A 20,141-nucleotide genomic window follows, 5' to 3' on the forward strand; every position below is an offset into this window, starting at 1 on the left:
GTTCTCGACCTCACCCTCTCCTTTTGGAGAGGGTCGGGGTGAAGGGAATGCTATTTATAACGTGTGGCAGCCCAACGAACGCGCTGCGCATCGTTCATAAAGGTCCAGGCAATGAAGCGGCTCTGCTTCTGCCCCTGGGCCATCTCTTTCTTCACCACTTTTTCGACGCCAGCTTCTTGCAACGCGCGATAAATCAACGGCAGGTTCTCACCACGAGAAACCAGCGAGGTGAACCACTGCACCTGGCGGGCAAACGCCTTGCTTTCGTTGACCATCTGGTTAATAAACGCCACTTCGCCACCTTCACACCACAACTCTTGCTCACGTCCGCCAAAGTTCAGTGCGCCGTCTTTCGCCTGGCCAAGGTTTACACGTTTACGCTCGCTACCGCTGCGGGCCGCCTGTGCAGAATCGTGGAACGGTGGATTGCACAACGTGGCATCGAACATTTCGTTTTTATGAATCACACCCGGCAAAATTGCGGTTGCCGTTTTCTGGCGACGCAAACGAATCAGGCGTGACAGGCCTGGATTAGCATCAATAATCGCCGTTGCGTTACGCAAAGCCTCGCCATCCACATCGGTGCCGGTAAAACGCCAGCCGTATTCATGTTGGCCAATAAGCGGATAAATACAGTTGGCACCCACACCCACATCCAGTACTGAAGCCTGCGAAGGCACCACGCCGCCGTTACCTTCTGCCAGTAAATCTGCCAGATGGTGAATATAATCGGCACGCCCAGGCACCGGAGGGCAAAGAAAGTCTTCAGGAATATCCCACTGTTTCACACCGTAGAAATGCGCCAATAGCGCCTGATTCAGCGCTTTCACTGCCAGCGGGTCAGCAAAATCAACCGTCGTTTCGCCATGCGGGCCAGGGCGTAAAAATGCGCCGAGTGCTGGGCTGCTTTGTGTCAGCGCCTGGAAATCATAACGGTTACGATGACGATTACGTGGGTGCAGACCCGGTTTGGTAGTGGCAGGGGTTTTCATTGCGGCTTCTCCTTGTGTGGTCGCGTAAGATACTCTGTGAAGCCAGCGGGGTAAACAACGCCGCGCCAATTTCATCACTGAAGCAGAGGTTTTATGTCCGCGAAACGTTATTACTACGAACCTGCCGACGGCCATGGTTTACCGCACGACCCGCTCAATGCCATTATCGGCCCGCGCCCAATAGGCTGGATTTCCTCATACGATCAACAAGGTAACCGTAATCTGGCGCCGTACAGTTTCTTTAACTGTTTTAATTATCGGCCACCTATTATTGGTTTCGCCAGCAGTGGCTGGAAAGACAGCGTACAAAATATCGTTGAAACAAAAGAGTTCGTCTGGAACCTCGCCACGCGTGAACTGGCTGAGCAAATGAATGAAACCTCAGCCTCCATACCACGCGGTGAAGATGAGTTCGTTCGCGCGGGGTTAACTGCCGTTGTCGGGCAAAAAGTCAAAGCCAGCCTCGTTGCCGAAAGCCCGGTTAATTTTGAATGCCGCCTGTCGCAGTGCATTCAACTCACGACTGCCGACGGTGCGGCGATTGATAGCTGGCTGGTGTTGGGCGAAGTGGTCGCCGTTCATATTGACGAGTCACTACTAAAAGACGGTATTTACCAGACCGCGCTGGCAAAACCGGTGCTGCGTGCGGGTGGCCCATCGGCTTATTACACTATCGATGAAAGCCATCGTTTTGACTTAACTCGCCCCGACGCCCGATAAAATCAGCAAAATCATACACCTGTATCTATATGATTTGTAAGAATTTCGTCAAGTTATGTCGTTCAAAAAATGAGCATAAGTCCATCAGTTTTTTGCGTCTATGGTTTGGCGCATTGCACCTACACTGTAGGTGCTGATGATTTTTTAATCGGTTCCCAAAAGCGATGAGGATGTGATTATGAAAAAATTGCTGTATTTTTCTGCGGTTGTCACCCTTGCGGCATTACCGTTTGCCACCATGGCAGCTCAAGAAACGAATGACATCAATAACAGCCAACTCCGCCCTGCGGGGACGGTTTCGGTCTCAGGCGCGGCGAATCTTGACGATCTGGAAGCCAAACTTGGAGAAAAAGCGAAAGAAGAAGGTGCAAAAGGTTTTGTTGTTAACTCAGCCAGCGGTGAAAACAAGATGTTCGGCACCGCAACTATTTATAAATAGTCTTAATAGTTATCCCCGGGGTGACTTTCAATAACGGTTTCCATAACAGGATACCGTTATTTATTGTTAAGTTTGTTGGTTCATCCGTTCCAAATTAAATCAAAAACAATAAATACCCTTCGTAAATACTGCCTAATACCTCGGTAACTCCTTACATTCATTTTCTCAACTTAGAATAAATTCACGAGAGAAACAAAAGACATTTCCAATCATATTAAATTGAGTGAGCAACAACACAAAAAATAGCAAAACCACTCCTGATTAATAAAAAATGTGAAGTCTATACAAGTTGGTTATCGGACAAATGCAATAAGCTGTCATACAGCAATAACGGCCTCCATTCGAAACTTCACCTTTTCTTTTATGCAGGAAGCATTTTATATGAAATTTTTGACACTACCACGCAAACTACTTTGTGCCTCGCTGATTACGTTGTGTGCCACAGGTGCAAATGCCGCTGACAAAATAACTTTAAAACTCGCGCATAACCTGGAACGCAGCCATGTTGTGCATCAAGCCTATGAACAATTAGCCAAAGAGGTACAACAACTTTCTGATGGCAGTATGCGTATTCGTATTTATCCAAGTAGCCAAATGGGTAGCGCCCGTGAAACATTAGAACTATTACAAAATGGCGCACTGGATATGACCAAAGGTTCTGCCAGTGATTTGGAATCTTTCGACAATACTTACGCTATTTATAATTTGCCGTATTTATTCAAAGACCAACAACATTTTAATCGCGTGGTATTTGGTGAAATCGGCAAAGAAATTATGGAATCAACCAAAGATAAAGGTTTCTTTGCTATTTCAGCATATGTTGCAGGCACCCGCAGTTTTTATGCGAAAAAACCGATCACCAAACCAGAAGATTTAAAAGGACTTAAAATTCGCGTTCAGGCCAGCCCAACCACCTTGAAAATGGTTGAATTAATGGGCGGTTCACCAACCCCTATTTCTTTCGGCGAAGTGTATACCGCAATGCAGCAAGGCGTTGTTGATGGCGCGGAAAATAACGTTCCATCATGGGTGCAGACTCGCCATATCGAAATCGCCAAAGTGTTCTCGGAAGATGAACATACCTCTATTCCCGACTTCCTCGTCATCTCAACCAAAACCTGGGACAAACTATCCCCTGAACAGCAGCAAATCCTGATGACAGCGGCGAAAAACTCCGAAACGTATCAACAAAAGCTTTGGGACAAAGTCGATTCTGATTCACGTGCTCAAGCTAAAGCGATGGGGGCCACTATCCTCAGCGTTGATAAAGCCCCGTTCCGCGCAGCCGTAAAACCACTGTATGACGACTTCGCCAAAGATCCAAAACAAGCGGCTCTGCTGGCTAAATTCGAAGCCGCTACCGAGTGATTTAGGGTTGCAGGTTTCAGCGGGTGAGCTCCTCACCCGCTCGTCCAAAGTTAATTTTCAGGTATACAAACATGATACTAAAGCCCATAAAGCTTGCGGTAGACCGGACTATTGCCACTTTTTCCGTACTGGTAATGGTCGCGCTGGTCATCTGCGTGGTGTGGCAAGTGTTTAGCCGCTATGTACTCAACCAGCCCAGTACATTGACCGATGAACTGGCGCGTTTTCTGATGATCTGGGTGGGTCTATTGGGCGCGTCATACACAGTGGGTGCACAGCGCCATCTGTCCATCGATTTTCTTGCCATGATGATGCCAGACAATAAAAAACCCCTGCTCGGCATGCTAATCAACACACTGGTGCTGCTATTTTCTGGCGGGGTTATCGTCAATGGCGGCCTAAAACTCATTGAAAAGACACTTGCCACTTCGCAACTCTCGGCGGCGCTGCAAATCCCTATGGGCTACGTCTACATAGTGCTGCCGTTAAGCGGGGCGATCATGATGTTTTATTCGCTCTACTTTATCTTGACCGATGCTCAAACTTTAGTCCGTCACGAGGGTAAATAATGGAAACTTACATCGCCCTTACCTTATTCGGTGCGTTCTTCGTGCTGGTGTTTCTCGGGGTTCCTATCTCATTCGCCATTGGGATCGCCACCGTTTCATCGATGCTTATCATGTTCCCATGGGACGTTGCCATTATCACGGTTTCACAACGCCTGGCGAACGGGTTGGATAACTTTGCTCTGCTGGCGATTCCGTTCTTCATTTTTGCCGGAACGCTGATGAACAGCGGCGGGATAGCCATCAGGCTAATTAACCTGGCGCAAATTATGGTAGGACGGGTACCGGGTTCACTGGGCCACGTTAACGTACTGGCGAACATGATGTTTGGTTCGATTTCCGGTTCAGCAGTCGCGGCGGCTGCTGCCGTGGGTGGCACACTTTCGCCGATTCAAAACAAAGAGGGTTACGATCCGGCGTTCTCGACAGCGGTCAACGTTTCGTCTTGTATTACCGGTTTACTGATCCCACCTTCTAACGTGTTGATCGTCTTCTCGCTGACTGCTGGCGGGGTTTCGGTCGCTTCGCTGTTTATGGCCGGGTACTTACCTGGCATCCTGATGGGTCTGTCCATCATGCTGGTGTGCGGGATTATCTCCAAACGCCGCGGCTATCCAGTATCCGCTCGTCCAACGTGTGCACAGGCGGCCAAAGCGTTTCTCGATGCCTTGCCAAGTTTGTTGCTGGTGATCATCGTGATGGGTGGAATTCTGGGCGGCGTATTTACCGCAACGGAAGCCTCGGCTATCGCGGTAGTTTATACCTTCGTGCTCTCGGTGCTTATCTACCGCGAAGTGAAATGGCGCGATTTACCGAAACTAATCCTCGATTCCGTGGTAACCACCTCCATTGTTCTGCTACTGATTGGCTTCTCAGTTGGCATGTCGTGGGCGATGACCAATGCTGATATTCCATACATTATTAGCGACACGCTGATGGGGATTTCAGACAACCCACTGATTATTCTGCTGCTGATTAACATCGTGTTGCTGATTGTCGGCATCTTTATGGATATGACGCCTGCGGTGCTGATCTTCACGCCAATCTTCCTGCCGATTGCGCAAGAGTTGGGTATGGACCCGGTGCATTTCGGCATCATGATGGTAGCGAACCTGTGCGTCGGGTTGCTGACACCTCCGGTGGGAAGTGCGCTGTTCGTGGGCTGCTCGATTACCGGCGTGAAAATCCAGCACCTGATCAAACCGCTGCTACCGTTCTATGCCGCATTATTTGTTTCACTGATGATGATTACCTACATTCCTGAGATTTCGCTGTTCATTCCTCGATTGCTGGGACTGATGTAATTCCTGCCTGCTTGAGACTGATGACAAATCACACACATGGTGGATAAGCGCTAGCGTCATCCACCCTACAAAACCTTCTGGAACGGAGTAGGTTGGATAAGCGCCAGCGTCATCCGACAGCTGACCTTATCATAAGCAATCATGTGATACTTTTGTGAATCCACTCACTTTATTCGCCGCTAACAATCCCTACTGTATACAACACAAGAATTGTCTCTTGTGATTACTTACGGAGCGGTAAGAATGAAAAACCTGATGGCCGCAATAGAAGCAAAGCTGATGCCGCTGGCCGCGAAAATGGCGCAACAACGCCACCTCGGAGCCATTCGCGATGCCTATATCTCATTTATGCCGTTTATCATTGTCGGTTCAATCCTGCTGGTTATCTCCTCTTTCCCAAGTACCGCCTATCAGCAGTTTATGGCGTCGATTTTTGGTGAGGGCTGGTCTGCAACTGTCGAAATCCCGTTTACTGCCATCTTCTCCACCATGGCGGTATTTATTAGTTTTCTGGTCGCCTACCGTCTTGCCGAACGTTATGACATCGACAAAATGTCATCCGGGATTTTGTCTCTTTCCTGCTTCTTGATTCTCACCCCTTTCGCGAAAACTCAGGAAATCGGCAACCTGATCCCCATGGAATGGCTCGGCTCCAAAGGCTTGTTTGTGGCGATGCTCGGGGCAATTGCCAGTACCGAATTGTTTGCCTGGATGCTGCGCCAGAACTGGGTGATTCGCATGCCGGATGGCGTGCCACCCGCAGTGCAAAAATCCTTTGCCGCGCTGATCCCGTCATTGCTGGTTCTGGTGCTTGCGCTGGCGGTTCGCGTGTTGTTTGCCAAAACCGAGTACCACACCATTCACCAGTTTGTGTACGAAGTGCTGGCCACGCCAATCCGCCACTTTGGCACCTCGTATGTCGGCGCGTTGTTTACCTGCTTTAGCATCACCGGCTTGTGGTCTGTCGGGATCAACTCCGGCTCGATGGTGAACGGCATCCTGCGTCCTTTCTGGATGGAAAACCAAATGGAGAACCTGGCGGCTACGCAGGCCGGTTTACTCCCACCGCACGTTGTCACTGAGCAGTTCTACGACATGATTTGGATGGGTGGCGCGGGCGCAACTTTGTCTCTGGTGATTGCTATGCTGCTATTTGCCCGCAGCCAGCACATTAAGAACGTTTCGCGTCTGGCCATCGGTTCTTCCATCTTCAACATTAACGAACCGGTGCTGTTTGGCCTGCCGGTTATCATGAACCCGATAATGCTAATCCCATTCAACCTGGTGCCGCTGGTACTGGTCACCGTGCAATACATCACCATGTCGCTGGGTTGGGTCGCGACCACCACGGGCGTGTATATCCCCTGGACGCTGCCGCCGGTGTTGAGCGGGTTTATCGTGACCGGGCATCTTAGCGGTGCGGTGATTCAGTTAACCAACCTGTTGATTGGCGCCATTATTTATCTGCCATTCCTCAAAGTTGTGGATAAGCAATATCGGGCCAATGAAGCGCCGGAGCTTTCTGCATCCACCAAACCCGCCACGGAGTAACTAAAACATGACGTTATCGACAAACTGGGGCGTGATTGCGACCTGGCGTATGGCCTGGGAAGGCGTTGGCGAAGCCGCGCAAATGTTGCAAGGGAACAGCGACGCCAGTGGCGCAGCAGTTCGCGCCGTCACTTGCGTGGAAGATTATCCATTCTATAAATCTGTCGGCTACGGCGGTTTGCCCAACGAGCAAGGCGTGGTTGAGCTCGACGCGGCCTTTATGGATGGATCAACGCTTGCCATTGGCGCGGTCGCCAGTCTTCGCGATATCGCCAATCCTGTCCTTGTGGCACAGGCGTTAAGCCGTGAGCGCTTCAACAGTTTTATGGTTGGTGAAGGAGCGCAAGCCTGGGCTTTAGCACAGGGCTTTGAGCGCAAAAACATGCTGACGGATCGTGCGCATCAACATTACCTGAAGCGCAAACGTGAAACCCTGGATCGCGGCCTCAGCCCGTATACCGGGCACGATACCGTGGGTGTAATTACCCTCGACCATAACCAGCAAATGTGTGTCGCCACCTCCACCAGCGGCTTGTTTATGAAGCGCCCAGGACGCGTGGGCGACTCCCCGGTTTCCGGTTCAGGTTTTTATGCCGATAGCCAAATTGGTGCTGCCACCGCTACAGGCCTTGGCGAAGATCTGATGAAAGGCTGTATTAGCTATGAAATTGTCTGCCGGATGGGGCGTGGCATTTCACCCCAACAGGCTGCTGAATCGGCGGTTTACGATCTCGAAAGCCAGCTGATTGCCCGTTTTGGTCGCGCCGGTGATTTATCAGTGGTGTGTATGAATAACCGTGGTGAATATGGTGCGGCAACAACCATCGATAACTTCTCGTTTTCCGTCGCCACTCCCGCACAAAAACCCACGGTCTTTTTGACGACCCGCGAAGGTAAGCACACGCTGATTCGCCCGGCAGACCAGGCCTGGCTTGATGCTTATCTGCAACGCGTAACCGCAGAGGTGATTATATGAAATGCCAGTTAGCCGCTTTTACACCATGCCCACCAGACGCGCATTTGGTGTTGTGGAAAAATCACACCGATGCGTGGCCGCAGCCATTGCACTCTTTGCTTGATGAAATGGCGCAACATGATGAAGCGCAGTCCACCACTTTCGGCTTGCATGGTGTTTGCCAGCAGTTGTCTCTTTTGCCATCCAGCCAACTGGATAGCCCCGTGGTGTTACGCCAGCTAACGGAAAGTTTGACCAACCTGCTGCCCAGCCCCGTTTCGCATCCGATTGCCATCGATATTTCTGGTTTTGACCTGGCAAACCCTGGCGTTTTTGCTCGCCTGCGCACGTTGCTGGTCGCGCTGATGAACCGCTTTTATCAGTTACCACAGTTGGGTTATCGCCAGCAGCAGAAAGAGAGTAACGGGCAACTTTGGTTGTTAATCCGCGAAGCAAACATACAGGCGCATGAACTCGCCTGGCAAACTCAGGCCATCGCGCAAGGCATGCTGCTTTCCCGCCGCCTTGCCGACACGCCAGCTAATGATTGCCGCCCCCAAGACGTTGCTCAACAAGCCGCAGCCTGGGCCGCTACCCATCCGCAAACACACTGTGAAATTCTTGATGAACACGCGATTCGTGAACTCGGCATGGGTTGTCTTGATGCCACAGGAAAAGGCAGCAAAAATCCGCCCCGGTTGGTGACAATGCGCTGGCAGGGTGCGGCGGAAAATGCCCCAACTTATGCGTTTGTCGGTAAAGGGATAACCTTTGATACTGGCGGCCTGTGGCTGAAAGAAGGCGAAGGGATGCGCACCATGAAATACGATATGTGTGGTGCCGCCGTGGTCTTCGGGCTGATGGAGATTGTTAGAACACTGCAATTGCCACTGAATGTCGTGGCAGTAATGGCGCTGGCCGAAAATATGCCGGGCGAAAACGCCATGCTGCCAGGCGATGTAGTGAAATCTCACGCGGGGCTAAGCGTGGAAATTATTAATACCGACGCCGAAGGCCGTCTGGTGCTGGCAGATGCGTTGAGTTATGCCGCCACGCGCTTTAATCCGGCAGCATTAATTGATGTCGCCACCCTGACCGGAGCGGTAGTGAAAGCACTGGGTTATGACATTTCTGGCCTGATGAGTAACCATGTACAACTCAGCCAGCAACTACAGCAAGCTGCCGACTTAACGCAAGACCGAGTCTGGCCGTTACCGCTGGACGAAAGCTTTGATCCGCAAGTCAAAAGCCATATTGCCGATCTCACCAATACACCGCCGAACAATGCAGCAATTGCAGTCTCTGCCGCCCATTTTTTAAGTCAGTTTTGCCACCAAAAACCCTGGGCGCATTTAGATGTCAGCGGTACCGCGCTGAGTCGTGGTAAATTTACCCAGGCCAGCGGCCGCCCTGCTTTACTATTGACGCAGTTCTTACTCGGTCTTTGCGAAGGGAAAACGAAGGATCTGTAGACAGGTTATAAGCGGGATTTTAACCACGCAACCGGTGAGAGGTTTTTCAGCCGGTTGCGGATAATTCGTTTATTCAGCAAATCCTCGAACTCCAGCAATACCGCACCAAATCCCAGGCGTTTGTCATAACGTTCACCGTTAAGTAGTTGTTCCAGAGTCTGCGCCCACTCACCGTTTGCTGCGCGAATTTGCCACTCTTCCTGCTGCGCTTCATGCAGTGGAACCTGTAACTTGTACGTCAGTTGACGAGCAAGTTCGCTCGGGCAGGCCATTATCGACTGCACCTGCAACGGTAAACCTTGCTGCAAAAAACCCACCAGCGCCTCCAGCGTTTGCTCACTTCCCCGCTCACGCAGTGCCACCGCCAGGAAACCTGAAACCGGGCAGCTAAATGCCAGTAGCGCGCCGTGTTTGTGGCTAATGGTTTCCGGTAGTGGGAAAACATCCAGGCGCAGATGACCCACAGGTTGTTTTAAATCGGGTTTCGTCAAACGGGATTGCTGCCAGTTTTGCAGCGTTCTACTGACACTTGCGCGGGAAATGCCTTGCTGAACCAGTAATTGCGCGGCTTCTAACAGTTCATCAAGCGACAAAGCCAGACGCACACGCAGGAAAATCAGCAGCGCCTCTTGTTCAGGGCTAAGTGCACGATGAATGGTATTTGGCCGATGAGATTTGTCGTAACAGTCATCTCGCTTACGCCAGCGTCTGACGGTATCCACAGAAATATTCAGCTCTTCCGCCAGTTCACTGTCGGATTTGTCAGAGCTTTGAATATATTTGCGGGTACGCGGCGTCGTGGTGGCATTGGTGTGGAGCTTAATCTCCATCAGACCTCATCAGGCATACGGTTAAGTAAAGCCCTCATTATAAAAGCAACTTTACGAGCGAAAAGAGCAAATCGACAGATTATCGAAAAATAAGCGCGCAAGCGATTGCAGGCCACAGCAGCCCTGCTGCTGACAGAAAAATTAGCAAAAGGTGCGCTAAACCAAGTAGTTGTAAAGATATATAAATCACAATGATAATTCGCACGCTAATCATTTTTAATTTCAATGATTTAGCGATCGTTCAATTTTTTTGAATAAGGAGGTCAATTCTATTCGATTTATTATTCTGCTAAAAAGTGTGACCATAATCACATCGACGGAACATCGTCACCTTAAACAGAATAACCTGCGAGATATTAACTATGAAAACCATCAAATATGCTGTAGCCGCCATCGCCCTTTCTACTCTTTCTTTCGGCGCGTTCGCTGTACAATCAATCAATCCGGCTGAAGCTCAGAACTTAAACAAAGTCGGCGTGGTTTCAGCAGACGGCGCAACCACTCTGGACGGCCTGGAAGCAAAACTGGCAGATAAAGCACAAGCCGCCGGCGCAAAAGCGTATTCCATCACTTCGGCTAACACCAACGGCAAAATGAGCGGTACTGCGGTTATCTACAAATAATCTTCAGTATTGCCCTGATTTACCCTCATATTTTTGGAGCTTTGCTCCACACTGCATGACACTGTTATTACCCTTGTTGCCCGCGATTTTTTCGCGGGCTTTTTTTTGCTCTTTTTCTGCTCATCAGAATGTCTGATTAACGCGCATTAAACCGTCTTCAAGCGTGGCCACTTCTCCTGTAGCCACCAGACAGCAAGCCATTTGTATTTTTAATGACTGCGGTACAGGTTCCAACCCTGCAACACAACGTTCAATCCAACGGGCGGTAACTTCCGGATCTTTTCCGGCAGGTAGCACCACTTCCTCGTCGCTGATTTCAGTCTGGCGTTCACTCACAATGCGTGAACCCTGGCTGTCGATAAGTGTTATTTGCGGGCAACGCTGTGGATTGGCATACACTTCCCCTTCCGTACCGTGCATCAGCAAGCCACGCCCGCCAATGTCAGCAAAGAATTTCGCCACTTTCGGGACATATTCAGGATGCGAAACGCTGGCCAGGCGCAGCGCAGCATCTTCTGCAAACGGAGTTGCCAGTTTGGCGAGCGTGTGGGCACTATTACGCACCCCCATCCGCCAGCGCATTGCCAGCTGATCTTCCATTGGCGTGCAAAGCGCACTGATGGGGATATATACCGGATGATGAGAATCCAGTTTGGCCTGAGCCTGGCCGGCATGCAGCGTCGGCTCAATCCCCATCAGCTTAAAAATGGTTTCGGTTATGACACGCGTTGGATCATGGCTTACGCCATGCACCACCACCGGAAAACCGAGACGGTTAAGTAACATCGCGAGCAAGGGAGTTAAGTTTGCTAGTTTGCGCGCGCCATTATAAGAAGGGATGACAATGGGCATCGGCTTGTTCACTGGTGGCGTCAGCGAGATGAGGTGGTGCTTCATCGCATCATAGAAGCCAAGCATTTCCGCCTCACCTTCGCCTTTGATACGCAGCGCAATCAGCACGCCGCCTAACTCCAGCTCCGGCACTTCGCCTCTGAGCATATGGGCGTATAAGCCGCGAGCGGTGTCAAAATCCAGATCGCGTGCGTGGTTCTTACCACGCCCGACTTCTTTAATGATCTTACGGTAATCCACTCCGACTCTCCTTTTTATTTCTTGCTCACACGTTTGCGTCGCACCGTCTTTTTCGGTGGGGTATCAATCAGTTTAGCCGCTGGCGCTTCAGGCTGGCTTATTGGAAACACTGGCAGTGCACCCAGTAAACGCTGCCCATAATTTTTGGTCAACAAGCGGCGGTCGTAAATCACCACTTCACCATAACAGCCGTGGCTACGAATTAAACGCCCGACTTGTTGAATAAGATTAAATGACGCGCTCGGTAAACTCTGTACTTCAAAAGGATAGCGTTTCAGGGTTTTTAACCATTCGCCTTCGGTGACCACCACCGGGCTGTCAATTGGCGGGAAGGCAATTTTGTGGATGTGCACCTGGCTGAGTAAATCCCCTTTTAAATCCAGACCTTCGGCAAAAGATTGCAGGCCGATCAGCACACTGGTTTCACCTTGTTCAACACGTTTACGGTGCAGCTCCACCAGCCGATAACGTGGCATGTCGCCTTGCACCAGCAGTGTTAGTCGTAAATCGGTCACATGCGTCAGGAACACCTGCATCGCACGGTTGCTGGCGAACAGCACCAGCATCCCTTTGTGCTCGCCTTTTGCCAGTTCAGCACGGAAGAACGCTGCCATTTCAGCCAGATGCTGGGCTTCGTTTTCCATCGTCGGCTCAACGGTTAACTGCGGGATCACCAGCTTGCCCTGCTCGACGTGGTTAAACGGTGAATCCAGCGCGATAAACCGGTCACCTGCGTCTTCGTCCAGCCCACTCATTTCTTGTAAGCGATCGAATTTATTCAGTGAACGCAACGTTGCTGAAGTCACGATAACGTGCGGCACATTACGCCAGACCAGTTTTTCTAGCTGATCGCACACGCGGATCCCTACGCAATGGAAGAACAGATGCGGCTGACCTTCACGAACGTCGCGAGTTACCCATTTCGACACCGGCGCACCCGATGCCTGCTCCATCGCCGAAAGCCGCCACAGTTTGCTCTGCGTTTCGAAATACCCCAATGCGCGGTTCATATGCAGTAACGCGCGGTGCAGACGCACAATATCGTGCGTTCCGGTTTTTTCGCCCAAATCGTTAAGCAGCGCTTCAGCCAGGCTGCGCAACCCTTCCATTAGCTTCGCCAGGCGTTTGCAAATCACCATGATTTCTTCGGGCAAAACGCCCATTTCAAAACGGTGCACCGCTTCCTGTTCGCCCGGTAACCACAATGAAACGATGCTGTTAAACGAACTCAGCAGTTCATAAATTTCATCACAATGATTGGTCAGACGTTCGGGTGATGTCAGCGGTGGCGGGCTTTTCGGGCGGAACTGCGCCATGCAGGTTTCGACCAGTTTAGTGAAGAGATCGAACTGCAAACGGCTGTAACCGGGCGTGACTTCGGCGCTCATTTCCAGCGCGTCTCGGGCCACATCCGGCAAATGATGTCCTTCGTCTAAAATCAGCAGCAGGTTTTTTGCCTCAGGCAACACCGCGTCGCTTTCCATAGCCGCCATCACCAGCGAATGGTTTGCTACTACCACTTCCGCATCGTCAATCTCACGCCGTGCCACAAAGAACGGGCATTCGCGATACCAGTGGCAATTGCGCCCCAGACAGCTGGCTTTGTCGGTGCTTAAACGCCGCCAGAGATCGTCTTCAATATTTTGCGAAGTATGGTCGCGCAGTCCGTCCCATTTATAGGCATCAAGATCGGTTTTCAGTTTGGCGCAACGTTGTTGTTCATCTTTGCTGGTCGGTGCCATTTCATCTTCCAGAAAAGCCAGCAAATCACCTTGTGAAGCGTTGTCCGTCGCCAGGGCTGACAGGTTGCGCGGGCAAACGTAACGCCCACGACCAAAGGCGGCGGTAAATTTGAGATCGGGGATAATTTTGCGCAGCAGCGGCAAGTCTTTGCTGAAGATTTGATCCTGAAGGGCGACGTTGGCGGTGCTGACTACTAACGTTTTTTGCTCACCACGGGCGATGGCGATCCCGGGGATCAGGTAAGAAAGAGTTTTCCCCACACCTGTGGGTGCCTCAATCGCCAGATGACGACCCGCTTCGCCCGCTAGCGTTTTCGCCACTTCGGCAATCATTTGCCGTTGCGGTGGGCGCGGAATAAAGTCCGGGATCTGCTGCTGCAGCGCCTTATACCAGGCGGCGATTTGCTCTTTTTGAGCTGAGGACAAAGCCATGGAAACCACTTTTACTGTATAAACAACCACTATTGTCCCACTTTTTGCAGTCTTACAGCAAGGCTTGACGCATGACAAAGTGGCCAGGGGCGGTTCCTCTCTATAATCGAGCCTGTTTATCTTCCCACTGGTATCAAAAAATGGATTATCAACTCAATTTAGACTGGCCTGAGTTTATGGCGAAATACTGGCAGAAAAAGCCGGTTATTTTGAAAAATGCGTTTCCGAATTTTGTCGATCCGATTACGCCGGATGAGTTAGCTGGTCTTGCTATGGAAGCAGAAGTGGATAGCCGCCTGGTAAGCCACACCAACGGTCAGTGGCAGGCTGCCAACGGGCCTTTCGAAGATTTTGATAATCTGGGGGAAACCGGTTGGTCGCTGTTGGCACAGGCCGTTAACCACTGGCATGCACCCGCGGCTGAACTGGTACGTCCATTCCGTGTGTTACCGGACTGGCGTCTGGATGACCTGATGATCTCCTACTCGGTTCCTGGCGGCGGCGTTGGCCCACATATCGACCAATATGACGTGTTTATTATTCAGGGCATGGGCAGCCGTCGTTGGCGTGTCGGTGACAAACTGCCGATGCGCCAGTTCTGCCCGCATCCAGCGTTGCTGCACGTTGACCCGTTTGAACCGATCATTGATGAAGATCTGGAACCTGGTGACATTCTGTATATTCCACCAGGTTTCCCACACGATGGTTTCACTCATGAAACCGCACTCAACTACTCCGTCGGTTTCCGTGGGCCAAATGGCCGCGATTTGATCAGCAGCTTTGCTGATTACGCGCTGGAAAACGATCTCGGTGGCGAGCATTACAGCGATCCTGATTTAACCTGCCGCGAGCATCCGGGCAAAGTTGAAGGCTATGAGCTGGCTCGTCTGCGCGACATGATGATGGAAGTGATTAGCCAGCCTGAAGATTTCAAGCAGTGGTTTGGCCGCTTTATTACCACTCCGCGCCATGAGCTGGACATTGCGCCAGCGGAGCCGCCATATCAGCCTGGGGAAATCCTTGATGCGTTGCTCGGCGGCGAATGCCTGACGCGGTTGAGCGGTTTGCGCGTGCTGAATGTCGAGGGCGAGTTCTTCGTCAACAGCGAACCGATGGAAGAGCCGGTTCCGCATGCCGCTGATGCTTTGTGCCGTTACACCCTGTTGAGCCAGGCCGAACTGGGCGATGCTTTGCAGAACCCAGAATTTGTAAGCGTCTTAACTGAGTTAGTTAATCAAGGATATTGGTATTTCGACGATTAACAGATTTAGTTGCACCATGTAACTAAAAATTACCCAGAGTCTTTGTAACTGACTACAGTTATACGGGGGGTTTCCCGGGTAGACTTTGGGGATAACATGGCGCTTTATACAATCGGTGAAGTGGCTCTGCTTTGTGATATCAACCCCGTAACGTTGCGTGCCTGGCAACGGCGTTACGGGCTTTTGAAACCGCAGCGTACCGATGGCGGCCATCGATTATTTGACGATGCCGACCTCGAACGTATCCGTGAAATCAAACGCTGGATTGAAAACGGTGTTCAAGTCAGCAAGGTGAAAGCCTTACTGAGTGGGGAACTTCAGGATCGAGAAAGCGGCTGGCGTGAACGCCAGGAGCTATTGCTTCACCATTTACAAGCTGGCAGTCCGAACCGGTTACGAAACTGGATGGCTGACATTGGCCGCGACTATCCGGCAGAAACCCTCGTCAACCAGCTCTACATCCCTCTTCGTCGCCGTCTGCAATGCCAACAAGTCACACTCAACACGTTACTCAGTCTGCTGGATGGCGCCTTGATCAATTACATTGCACTGTGTCTCGCCTCCGCGCGCAAACGCAGCGGTAAAGATGCGCTATTAATTGGATGGGATACACCGGATACCACCCGTTTATGGATGGCGGCGTGGATGGCAATCCAACAAGGCTGGCGTGTGGATGTGTTAGCGCATCCGTTGCACCAGTTGCGCCCTGAGCTGTTCGCCCAACAAACATTGCTGGTGTGGTGTGGCGATACGCCGACCCACAGTCAACTTGACCAGCTGGAACTTTGGCGCTGCTCGGGGTTACAAATTTACCCGCTGATGAGCAACGGGCAATCGACCGAACACGCATAAGAAAAATTTAAAGGTTCATTAACAACCCTGCTTCATCTTATAATCGCAGACGTTATGTATGGAGCGAATATAAAGATGAAACTGAGTAAAATTGCCCTGGTGGGCGGTATGCTGGTGATGGCTATCGGTGGGATTGGCGGCGTAATGCTGGTTGGCTATATCGTCATCCTTCATGGCGCGTGATGTAACGTAATAAGCGTTCAAACAGGCGGTCGATAACCACGGCGGCCAACGCGACCAACAAAGCGCCTTGAATCACATAGGCGGTGTTAAAGCCGCTCAGCCCGATAATTATCGGCGAACCCAGGGTGCTGGCACCAACCGTTGAGGCAATCGCTGCGGTGCCGATATTAATGATCACCGAAGTGCGGATCCCCGCCAGAATCACAGGTGCTGCAAGGGGTAATTCGACTTTTCTCAGCATTTGCCAGCGGCTCATTCCGGCCCCCAGGGCAATCTCTTTTGTGGCTTCTGGTACCGCGCCAATCCCTGCTAACGTTCCCTGTAAAATCGGCAGCAAACCGTATAACACCAGCGCGATAATTGCCGGTTGCTGACCAAACCCCATTACCGGAACGGCAATCGCCAGTACCGCGACGGGCGGGAAAGTTTGCCCAGCCGCGGTGATAGTTTCAACCAGAGAGCGAAACTCAAGTCCTGCCGGGCGTGTCACCGCGATACCCAGCCCCATGCCAATCACAATCGCCACCAAACTGGAAATCCCGACCAGCATAAAATGTTTGAGCGCCAGGGCGATAAAACTATCTTGTTGGTACAAAGGCCTTTCGAGTTCAGGGAAAAGCCAGCTGAACACGGGGCCGCTGTAAGGTAATACCGCTAACAATGCGATAAACAGCGCAATAAACCACAGCAGCGGGTCACGAAGCAGGCGCATTTTCACCCCGCATCTTTTCCCCCTGAACCAGGTCGCTAAAATGCAGCACGCCGCAAGGTTCACCACGCTGGTTCACCACCGGTAATTGCTGGCATTGGCGGTCAACAAACAGCGATAATGCCTCGCGCAAACTTAACGTTTCGCTGATTGGATCGCCTGCGATGCGCTCTTCCGTTCGCACCCGCTCAGCCACATGACAAAGTGACAACAGGCGTACACCAAGCTCACTGCGACCAAAGAAATCACGCACAAAATCTGTTGCCGGCCGCGTTAATAATTCCAGCGGTGTACCTTGCTGAACCACCTGCCCGCCATCCATCAGCACAATTCTGTCGGCCAGTGTTAGCGCTTCATCAATGTCGTGCGTCACCAGCACAATGGTGCGCCCAAGCAGTTGATGGATGCGGATAATTTCTTGTTGCAGCGCACCGCGTGTCACCGGATCAAGCGCGCCAAAAGGCTCATCCATCAACAACACTTCCGGGTCAGCCGCCAGCGCGCGCGCCACGCCAACACGCTGTTGCTGCCCACCCGAAAGCTGATGCGGATAACGGTCACGAAATTGCGCTGCTTCCAGGCCCAGTAAATCCAGTAATTCGTCAATCCGCGCACTGATTCGCGCTTTCGGCCATTTCAGCAATTGCGGCACGGTGGCTATATTCTGGGCCACATTCCAGTGGGGAAACAGGCCAATCGACTGAATCGCATACCCCATGCGGCGGCGCAGAACTTTGGCGTCAAAATTACGGATTTCTTCACCTGCAAAGCGGATACGCCCGCTATCGTGTTCGACCAGGCGGTTGATCATTTTCAGAGTGGTGGATTTTCCAGAACCTGAGGTGCCAATCAGCACCGTGAACTCCCCTTCCTTGATATGCAGCGACAAGTCGCTGACGGCTATCTCGCCCTGGAAGGATTTGCTGACATTTTCGAATTCGATCATGGCTGTTTTTCCTCAAGCAATGAGATAAACAGTTTAAAAAATGCGTCGAGGACAACCGCCAGCGCGATAACCGGAATTACACCGAGCAACACCAAATCCAGCGCGCTACTGAGTAACCCCTGGAAGATAATCGCCCCAAAACCACCGGCACCAATCAGCGCGGCAATCACCGTCATACCGATGGTCTGAACGCAGACAACACGCAGGCTGCGTAATAATACGGGTAGCGCCAGTGGTACTTCAGCCTGCCAAAAAATCTGCCAGCGCGACATGCCCATGCCTTCAGCACTTTCAATGATATTGCGTGGAACTTGCTGTAACCCTGCTACCACGCCGCGTACTAACGGTAGCAGCGCGTACAGCACCAGCGCGATTAATGCTGGTGCGACGCCAATCCCGCTCACGCCCAGCGAACCCAGCCAGGGAAAAATCTTGACCAGCCCCGCCAGCGGCGCAATTAACAAACCGAACAACGCCACCGAAGGCACCGTTTGAATAACATTGAGCACCGAAAAGACCGAGGATTGCCAGCCTGGACGGTTGTAACACAGCACGCCCAACGGCACGCCAATCAACAGCGCTGGCAGCAACGTCCCCAATAACAGAGCCAGATGGCGCGACAGTGCATCATCAAAAACATCCTGACGGTTGGCATACTCTTTTAGCAGGGAAAGGTCGGAAAAAAATCCACTCAGCAGCAGTGCGAGAGGCACAACCCAGATCTGTATATTCAGCAGCAAACGCCAGAGTGCTTTGGGCGTCAGACGGTTGATGGCGTCAGTGCACAGCAGCAGGCACAAAGTTAGCGACAACCATAATCCGCTGCCCGGTGAGGAGCGCGCAAGCGTGCTTCCCTGCTGCGAAAACTGCGTTGCCGTGTTTCCCATCGCCCACAAAATAGCGATAAACGTCAGCTCGCCCACCAGGAGTGTCAATAGCAATGCAGGTGGCCGACAAGGTAACAGCGCCAGACAGGCCAGGATGAAAACCGCAACACAGAGAACCAGCCAGACGTGCGCCGGGAGTTGGCTAAGCGCGATAGGCTCCCCGGAAACCAGGCGATTGGGTGCGAAATTGATAAACGGTAAAGCCGCGCCTGCCACCACCAGCAAAGTCACCAGTAGCAACAGGACACGATTATGAATTTTGAACAAACAGACATCCTGTTATTTCACGAAACCTTTCTGCTTCAGATAGTCAGCAGCCACTTTTTTAGCGTCCAGTCCTTCCACCGCAATGCTGGCGTTCAGCTGTTGCAGCGTTTTCTCATCCAGCGAAGCAAATACCGGTTTTAACCAGTCGTCCAATTCCGGATACGCTTTCAGCACCGCTTCGCGCACCACTGGCGTAGGGGCATAAATAGGCTGCACGCCTTTTGGGTCGCTCAACGTTTGCAGGCCAAGTGCCGCCACCGGGCCATCCGTTCCGTAGGCCATTGCGGCATTTACGCCCGACGTTTGCTGTGCAGCAGCTTTAATGGTGACCGCCGTGTCACCACCCGCCAGAGACAACAATTGCGGCTGCTCGAGTTTAAAACCATAGGCTTTTTCAAACGCCGGGAGCGCATCAGAGCGTTCAATAAATTCAGCAGAAGCCGCAAGTTTGAATTCACCACCCTTTTTCAGGTAAGCGCTGAGATCGTCAAGCGAAGTCAGTTTGTTTTTCTCAGCCAGATCTTTGCGAACCGCGATGGTCCAGGTGTTATTGGCGGGAGCGGGAGTCAGCCATACCAGATGATTTTTCTCGGCATCAAGTTTTTTAACTTTCTCATAACCCTGTTGCGCATTTTTCCATGCCGGATCTTTTTCATCTTTGAAGAAAAATGCCCCGTTGCCGGTGTATTCCGGGTAAATATCCAGCTCGCCTGCGGTAATGGCCCCGCGCACGACTGGTGTGGTTCCCAACTGGACTTTATTGACGGTTTTGACACCGTGGCTGTCCAGCACCTGCAAAATAATATTACCGAGCAGTGACCCTTCGGTATCAATTTTAGAACCCACTTTCACCGGTTCTGCGGCTTGAGCGCCTACCGCCAGTAACACTAATCCTGTCATACCCCAACGCGCTGATAAGTTCATCGTACTTCCTCGTTGTTGTTCTTTG

At 51.6% G+C, this 20,141-nt stretch carries 20 protein-coding genes; 12 read left to right on the forward strand and 8 right to left on the reverse strand.

All coding sequences use genetic code 11. The features are described 5' to 3' along the window. Positions 1-50 precede the first annotated feature (50 nt). On the reverse strand, positions 51-992 hold the full coding sequence (gene rlmF, locus MNO13_RS17075; protein WP_064548382.1) for a 23S rRNA (adenine(1618)-N(6))-methyltransferase RlmF: 942 nt from the start codon (positions 990-992) through the stop codon (positions 51-53). A gap of 93 nt (positions 993-1,085) precedes the next feature. Here rlmF and MNO13_RS17080 point away from each other — a divergent pair, with 93 nt between their 5' ends. From MNO13_RS17080 to MNO13_RS17115, 8 genes are all read left to right on the forward strand, one after another. Beyond that, positions 1,086-1,712, forward strand: a complete 627-nt coding sequence (locus MNO13_RS17080; protein ID WP_064548383.1) for a flavin reductase family protein — start codon at positions 1,086-1,088, stop codon at positions 1,710-1,712. 178 nt (positions 1,713-1,890) lie between these two features. Further along, entirely contained in the window at positions 1,891-2,151 is a 261-nt protein-coding gene (gene mcbA, locus MNO13_RS17085) for a DUF1471 family periplasmic protein McbA (RefSeq protein ID WP_064548385.1), read from the forward strand. 381 nt (positions 2,152-2,532) lie between these two features. After that, on the forward strand, positions 2,533-3,519 hold the full coding sequence (locus MNO13_RS17090) for a TRAP transporter substrate-binding protein (RefSeq protein WP_121813980.1): 987 nt from the start codon (positions 2,533-2,535) through the stop codon (positions 3,517-3,519). A gap of 71 nt (positions 3,520-3,590) precedes the next feature. After that, complete coding sequence (locus MNO13_RS17095; protein ID WP_241939043.1) at positions 3,591-4,088, forward strand: TRAP transporter small permease; 498 nt, start codon at positions 3,591-3,593, stop codon at positions 4,086-4,088. Continuing rightward, positions 4,088-5,389 (forward strand): TRAP transporter large permease, encoded by a 1,302-nt coding sequence (locus MNO13_RS17100; protein ID WP_064548388.1) that lies wholly within the window; start codon positions 4,088-4,090, stop codon positions 5,387-5,389. Before MNO13_RS17095 ends, MNO13_RS17100 begins: the two co-directional genes overlap by 1 nt. Before the next feature lie 243 nt (positions 5,390-5,632). Further along, positions 5,633-6,940 (forward strand): PTS cellobiose transporter subunit IIC, encoded by a 1,308-nt coding sequence (gene celB / locus MNO13_RS17105; protein ID WP_121813982.1) that lies wholly within the window; start codon positions 5,633-5,635, stop codon positions 6,938-6,940. 7 nt (positions 6,941-6,947) lie between these two features. Continuing rightward, complete coding sequence (locus MNO13_RS17110) at positions 6,948-7,916, forward strand: glycosylasparaginase (RefSeq protein ID WP_241939044.1); 969 nt, start codon at positions 6,948-6,950, stop codon at positions 7,914-7,916. Then, positions 7,913-9,367: a leucyl aminopeptidase gene (locus MNO13_RS17115; RefSeq protein WP_241939045.1), complete on the forward strand. Its 1,455-nt coding sequence runs from the start codon at positions 7,913-7,915 to the stop codon at positions 9,365-9,367. The genes MNO13_RS17110 and MNO13_RS17115 overlap by 4 nt, the downstream gene beginning before the upstream one ends. 5 nt (positions 9,368-9,372) lie before the next feature. Here MNO13_RS17115 and MNO13_RS17120 read toward each other — a convergent pair whose 3' ends face one another. Next, positions 9,373-10,197, reverse strand: a complete 825-nt coding sequence (locus tag MNO13_RS17120; RefSeq protein ID WP_241939046.1) for a helix-turn-helix domain-containing protein — start codon at positions 10,195-10,197, stop codon at positions 9,373-9,375. A gap of 362 nt (positions 10,198-10,559) precedes the next feature. On the opposite strand from MNO13_RS17120, the gene ybiJ reads away from it, so the two are divergent. Next, entirely contained in the window at positions 10,560-10,820 is a 261-nt protein-coding gene (gene ybiJ, locus MNO13_RS17125) for a DUF1471 family protein YbiJ (RefSeq protein WP_064548398.1), read from the forward strand. A gap of 123 nt (positions 10,821-10,943) precedes the next feature. Here the strand turns inward: ybiJ and ybiB are convergent, their stop codons facing one another. Next, on the reverse strand, positions 10,944-11,912 hold the full coding sequence (gene ybiB, locus MNO13_RS17130; RefSeq protein ID WP_064548400.1) for a DNA-binding protein YbiB: 969 nt from the start codon (positions 11,910-11,912) through the stop codon (positions 10,944-10,946). 14 nt (positions 11,913-11,926) lie between these two features. Continuing rightward, positions 11,927-14,086, reverse strand: coding sequence for an ATP-dependent DNA helicase DinG (gene dinG / locus MNO13_RS17135; protein ID WP_232887305.1), 2,160 nt, complete (start codon positions 14,084-14,086; stop codon positions 11,927-11,929). A 140-nt stretch (positions 14,087-14,226) separates the two neighbouring features. Here dinG and MNO13_RS17140 point away from each other — a divergent pair, with 140 nt between their 5' ends. From MNO13_RS17140 to MNO13_RS17150, 3 genes are all read left to right on the forward strand, one after another. Continuing rightward, complete coding sequence (locus tag MNO13_RS17140; RefSeq protein WP_241940077.1) at positions 14,227-15,348, forward strand: ribosomal protein uL16 3-hydroxylase; 1,122 nt, start codon at positions 14,227-14,229, stop codon at positions 15,346-15,348. 96 nt (positions 15,349-15,444) lie between these two features. Then, positions 15,445-16,200: a MerR family transcriptional regulator gene (locus MNO13_RS17145; RefSeq protein WP_064548404.1), complete on the forward strand. Its 756-nt coding sequence runs from the start codon at positions 15,445-15,447 to the stop codon at positions 16,198-16,200. A gap of 75 nt (positions 16,201-16,275) precedes the next feature. Further along, positions 16,276-16,383: a membrane protein gene (locus MNO13_RS17150; RefSeq protein ID WP_034494204.1), complete on the forward strand. Its 108-nt coding sequence runs from the start codon at positions 16,276-16,278 to the stop codon at positions 16,381-16,383. Here MNO13_RS17150 and MNO13_RS17155 read toward each other — a convergent pair. Genes MNO13_RS17155 through osmF form a run of 4 tightly spaced genes read right to left on the reverse strand, consistent with a single transcriptional unit; the run spans position 16,364 to position 20,116 of the window. Further along, positions 16,364-17,095, reverse strand: a complete 732-nt coding sequence (locus MNO13_RS17155) for an ABC transporter permease (RefSeq protein WP_121813988.1) — start codon at positions 17,093-17,095, stop codon at positions 16,364-16,366. The genes MNO13_RS17150 and MNO13_RS17155 overlap by 20 nt on opposite strands. Then, complete coding sequence (locus MNO13_RS17160) at positions 17,079-18,038, reverse strand: ABC transporter ATP-binding protein (RefSeq protein WP_064548408.1); 960 nt, start codon at positions 18,036-18,038, stop codon at positions 17,079-17,081. Before MNO13_RS17160 ends, MNO13_RS17155 begins: the two co-directional genes overlap by 17 nt. After that, positions 18,035-19,192, reverse strand: coding sequence for an ABC transporter permease (locus MNO13_RS17165; protein WP_064548410.1), 1,158 nt, complete (start codon positions 19,190-19,192; stop codon positions 18,035-18,037). Before MNO13_RS17165 ends, MNO13_RS17160 begins: the two co-directional genes overlap by 4 nt. A gap of 12 nt (positions 19,193-19,204) precedes the next feature. Then, positions 19,205-20,116 carry a glycine betaine ABC transporter substrate-binding protein OsmF gene (osmF, locus tag MNO13_RS17170; RefSeq protein WP_064548412.1) on the reverse strand — a complete coding sequence of 304 codons (912 nt, stop codon included), beginning with the start codon at positions 20,114-20,116 and terminating at the stop codon, positions 19,205-19,207. Positions 20,117-20,141: the final 25 nt, after the last annotated feature.

The sequence above is a fragment of the Buttiauxella ferragutiae genome (assembly GCF_022637515.1).
GTDB classification, from domain to species: domain Bacteria; phylum Pseudomonadota; class Gammaproteobacteria; order Enterobacterales; family Enterobacteriaceae; genus Buttiauxella; species Buttiauxella ferragutiae.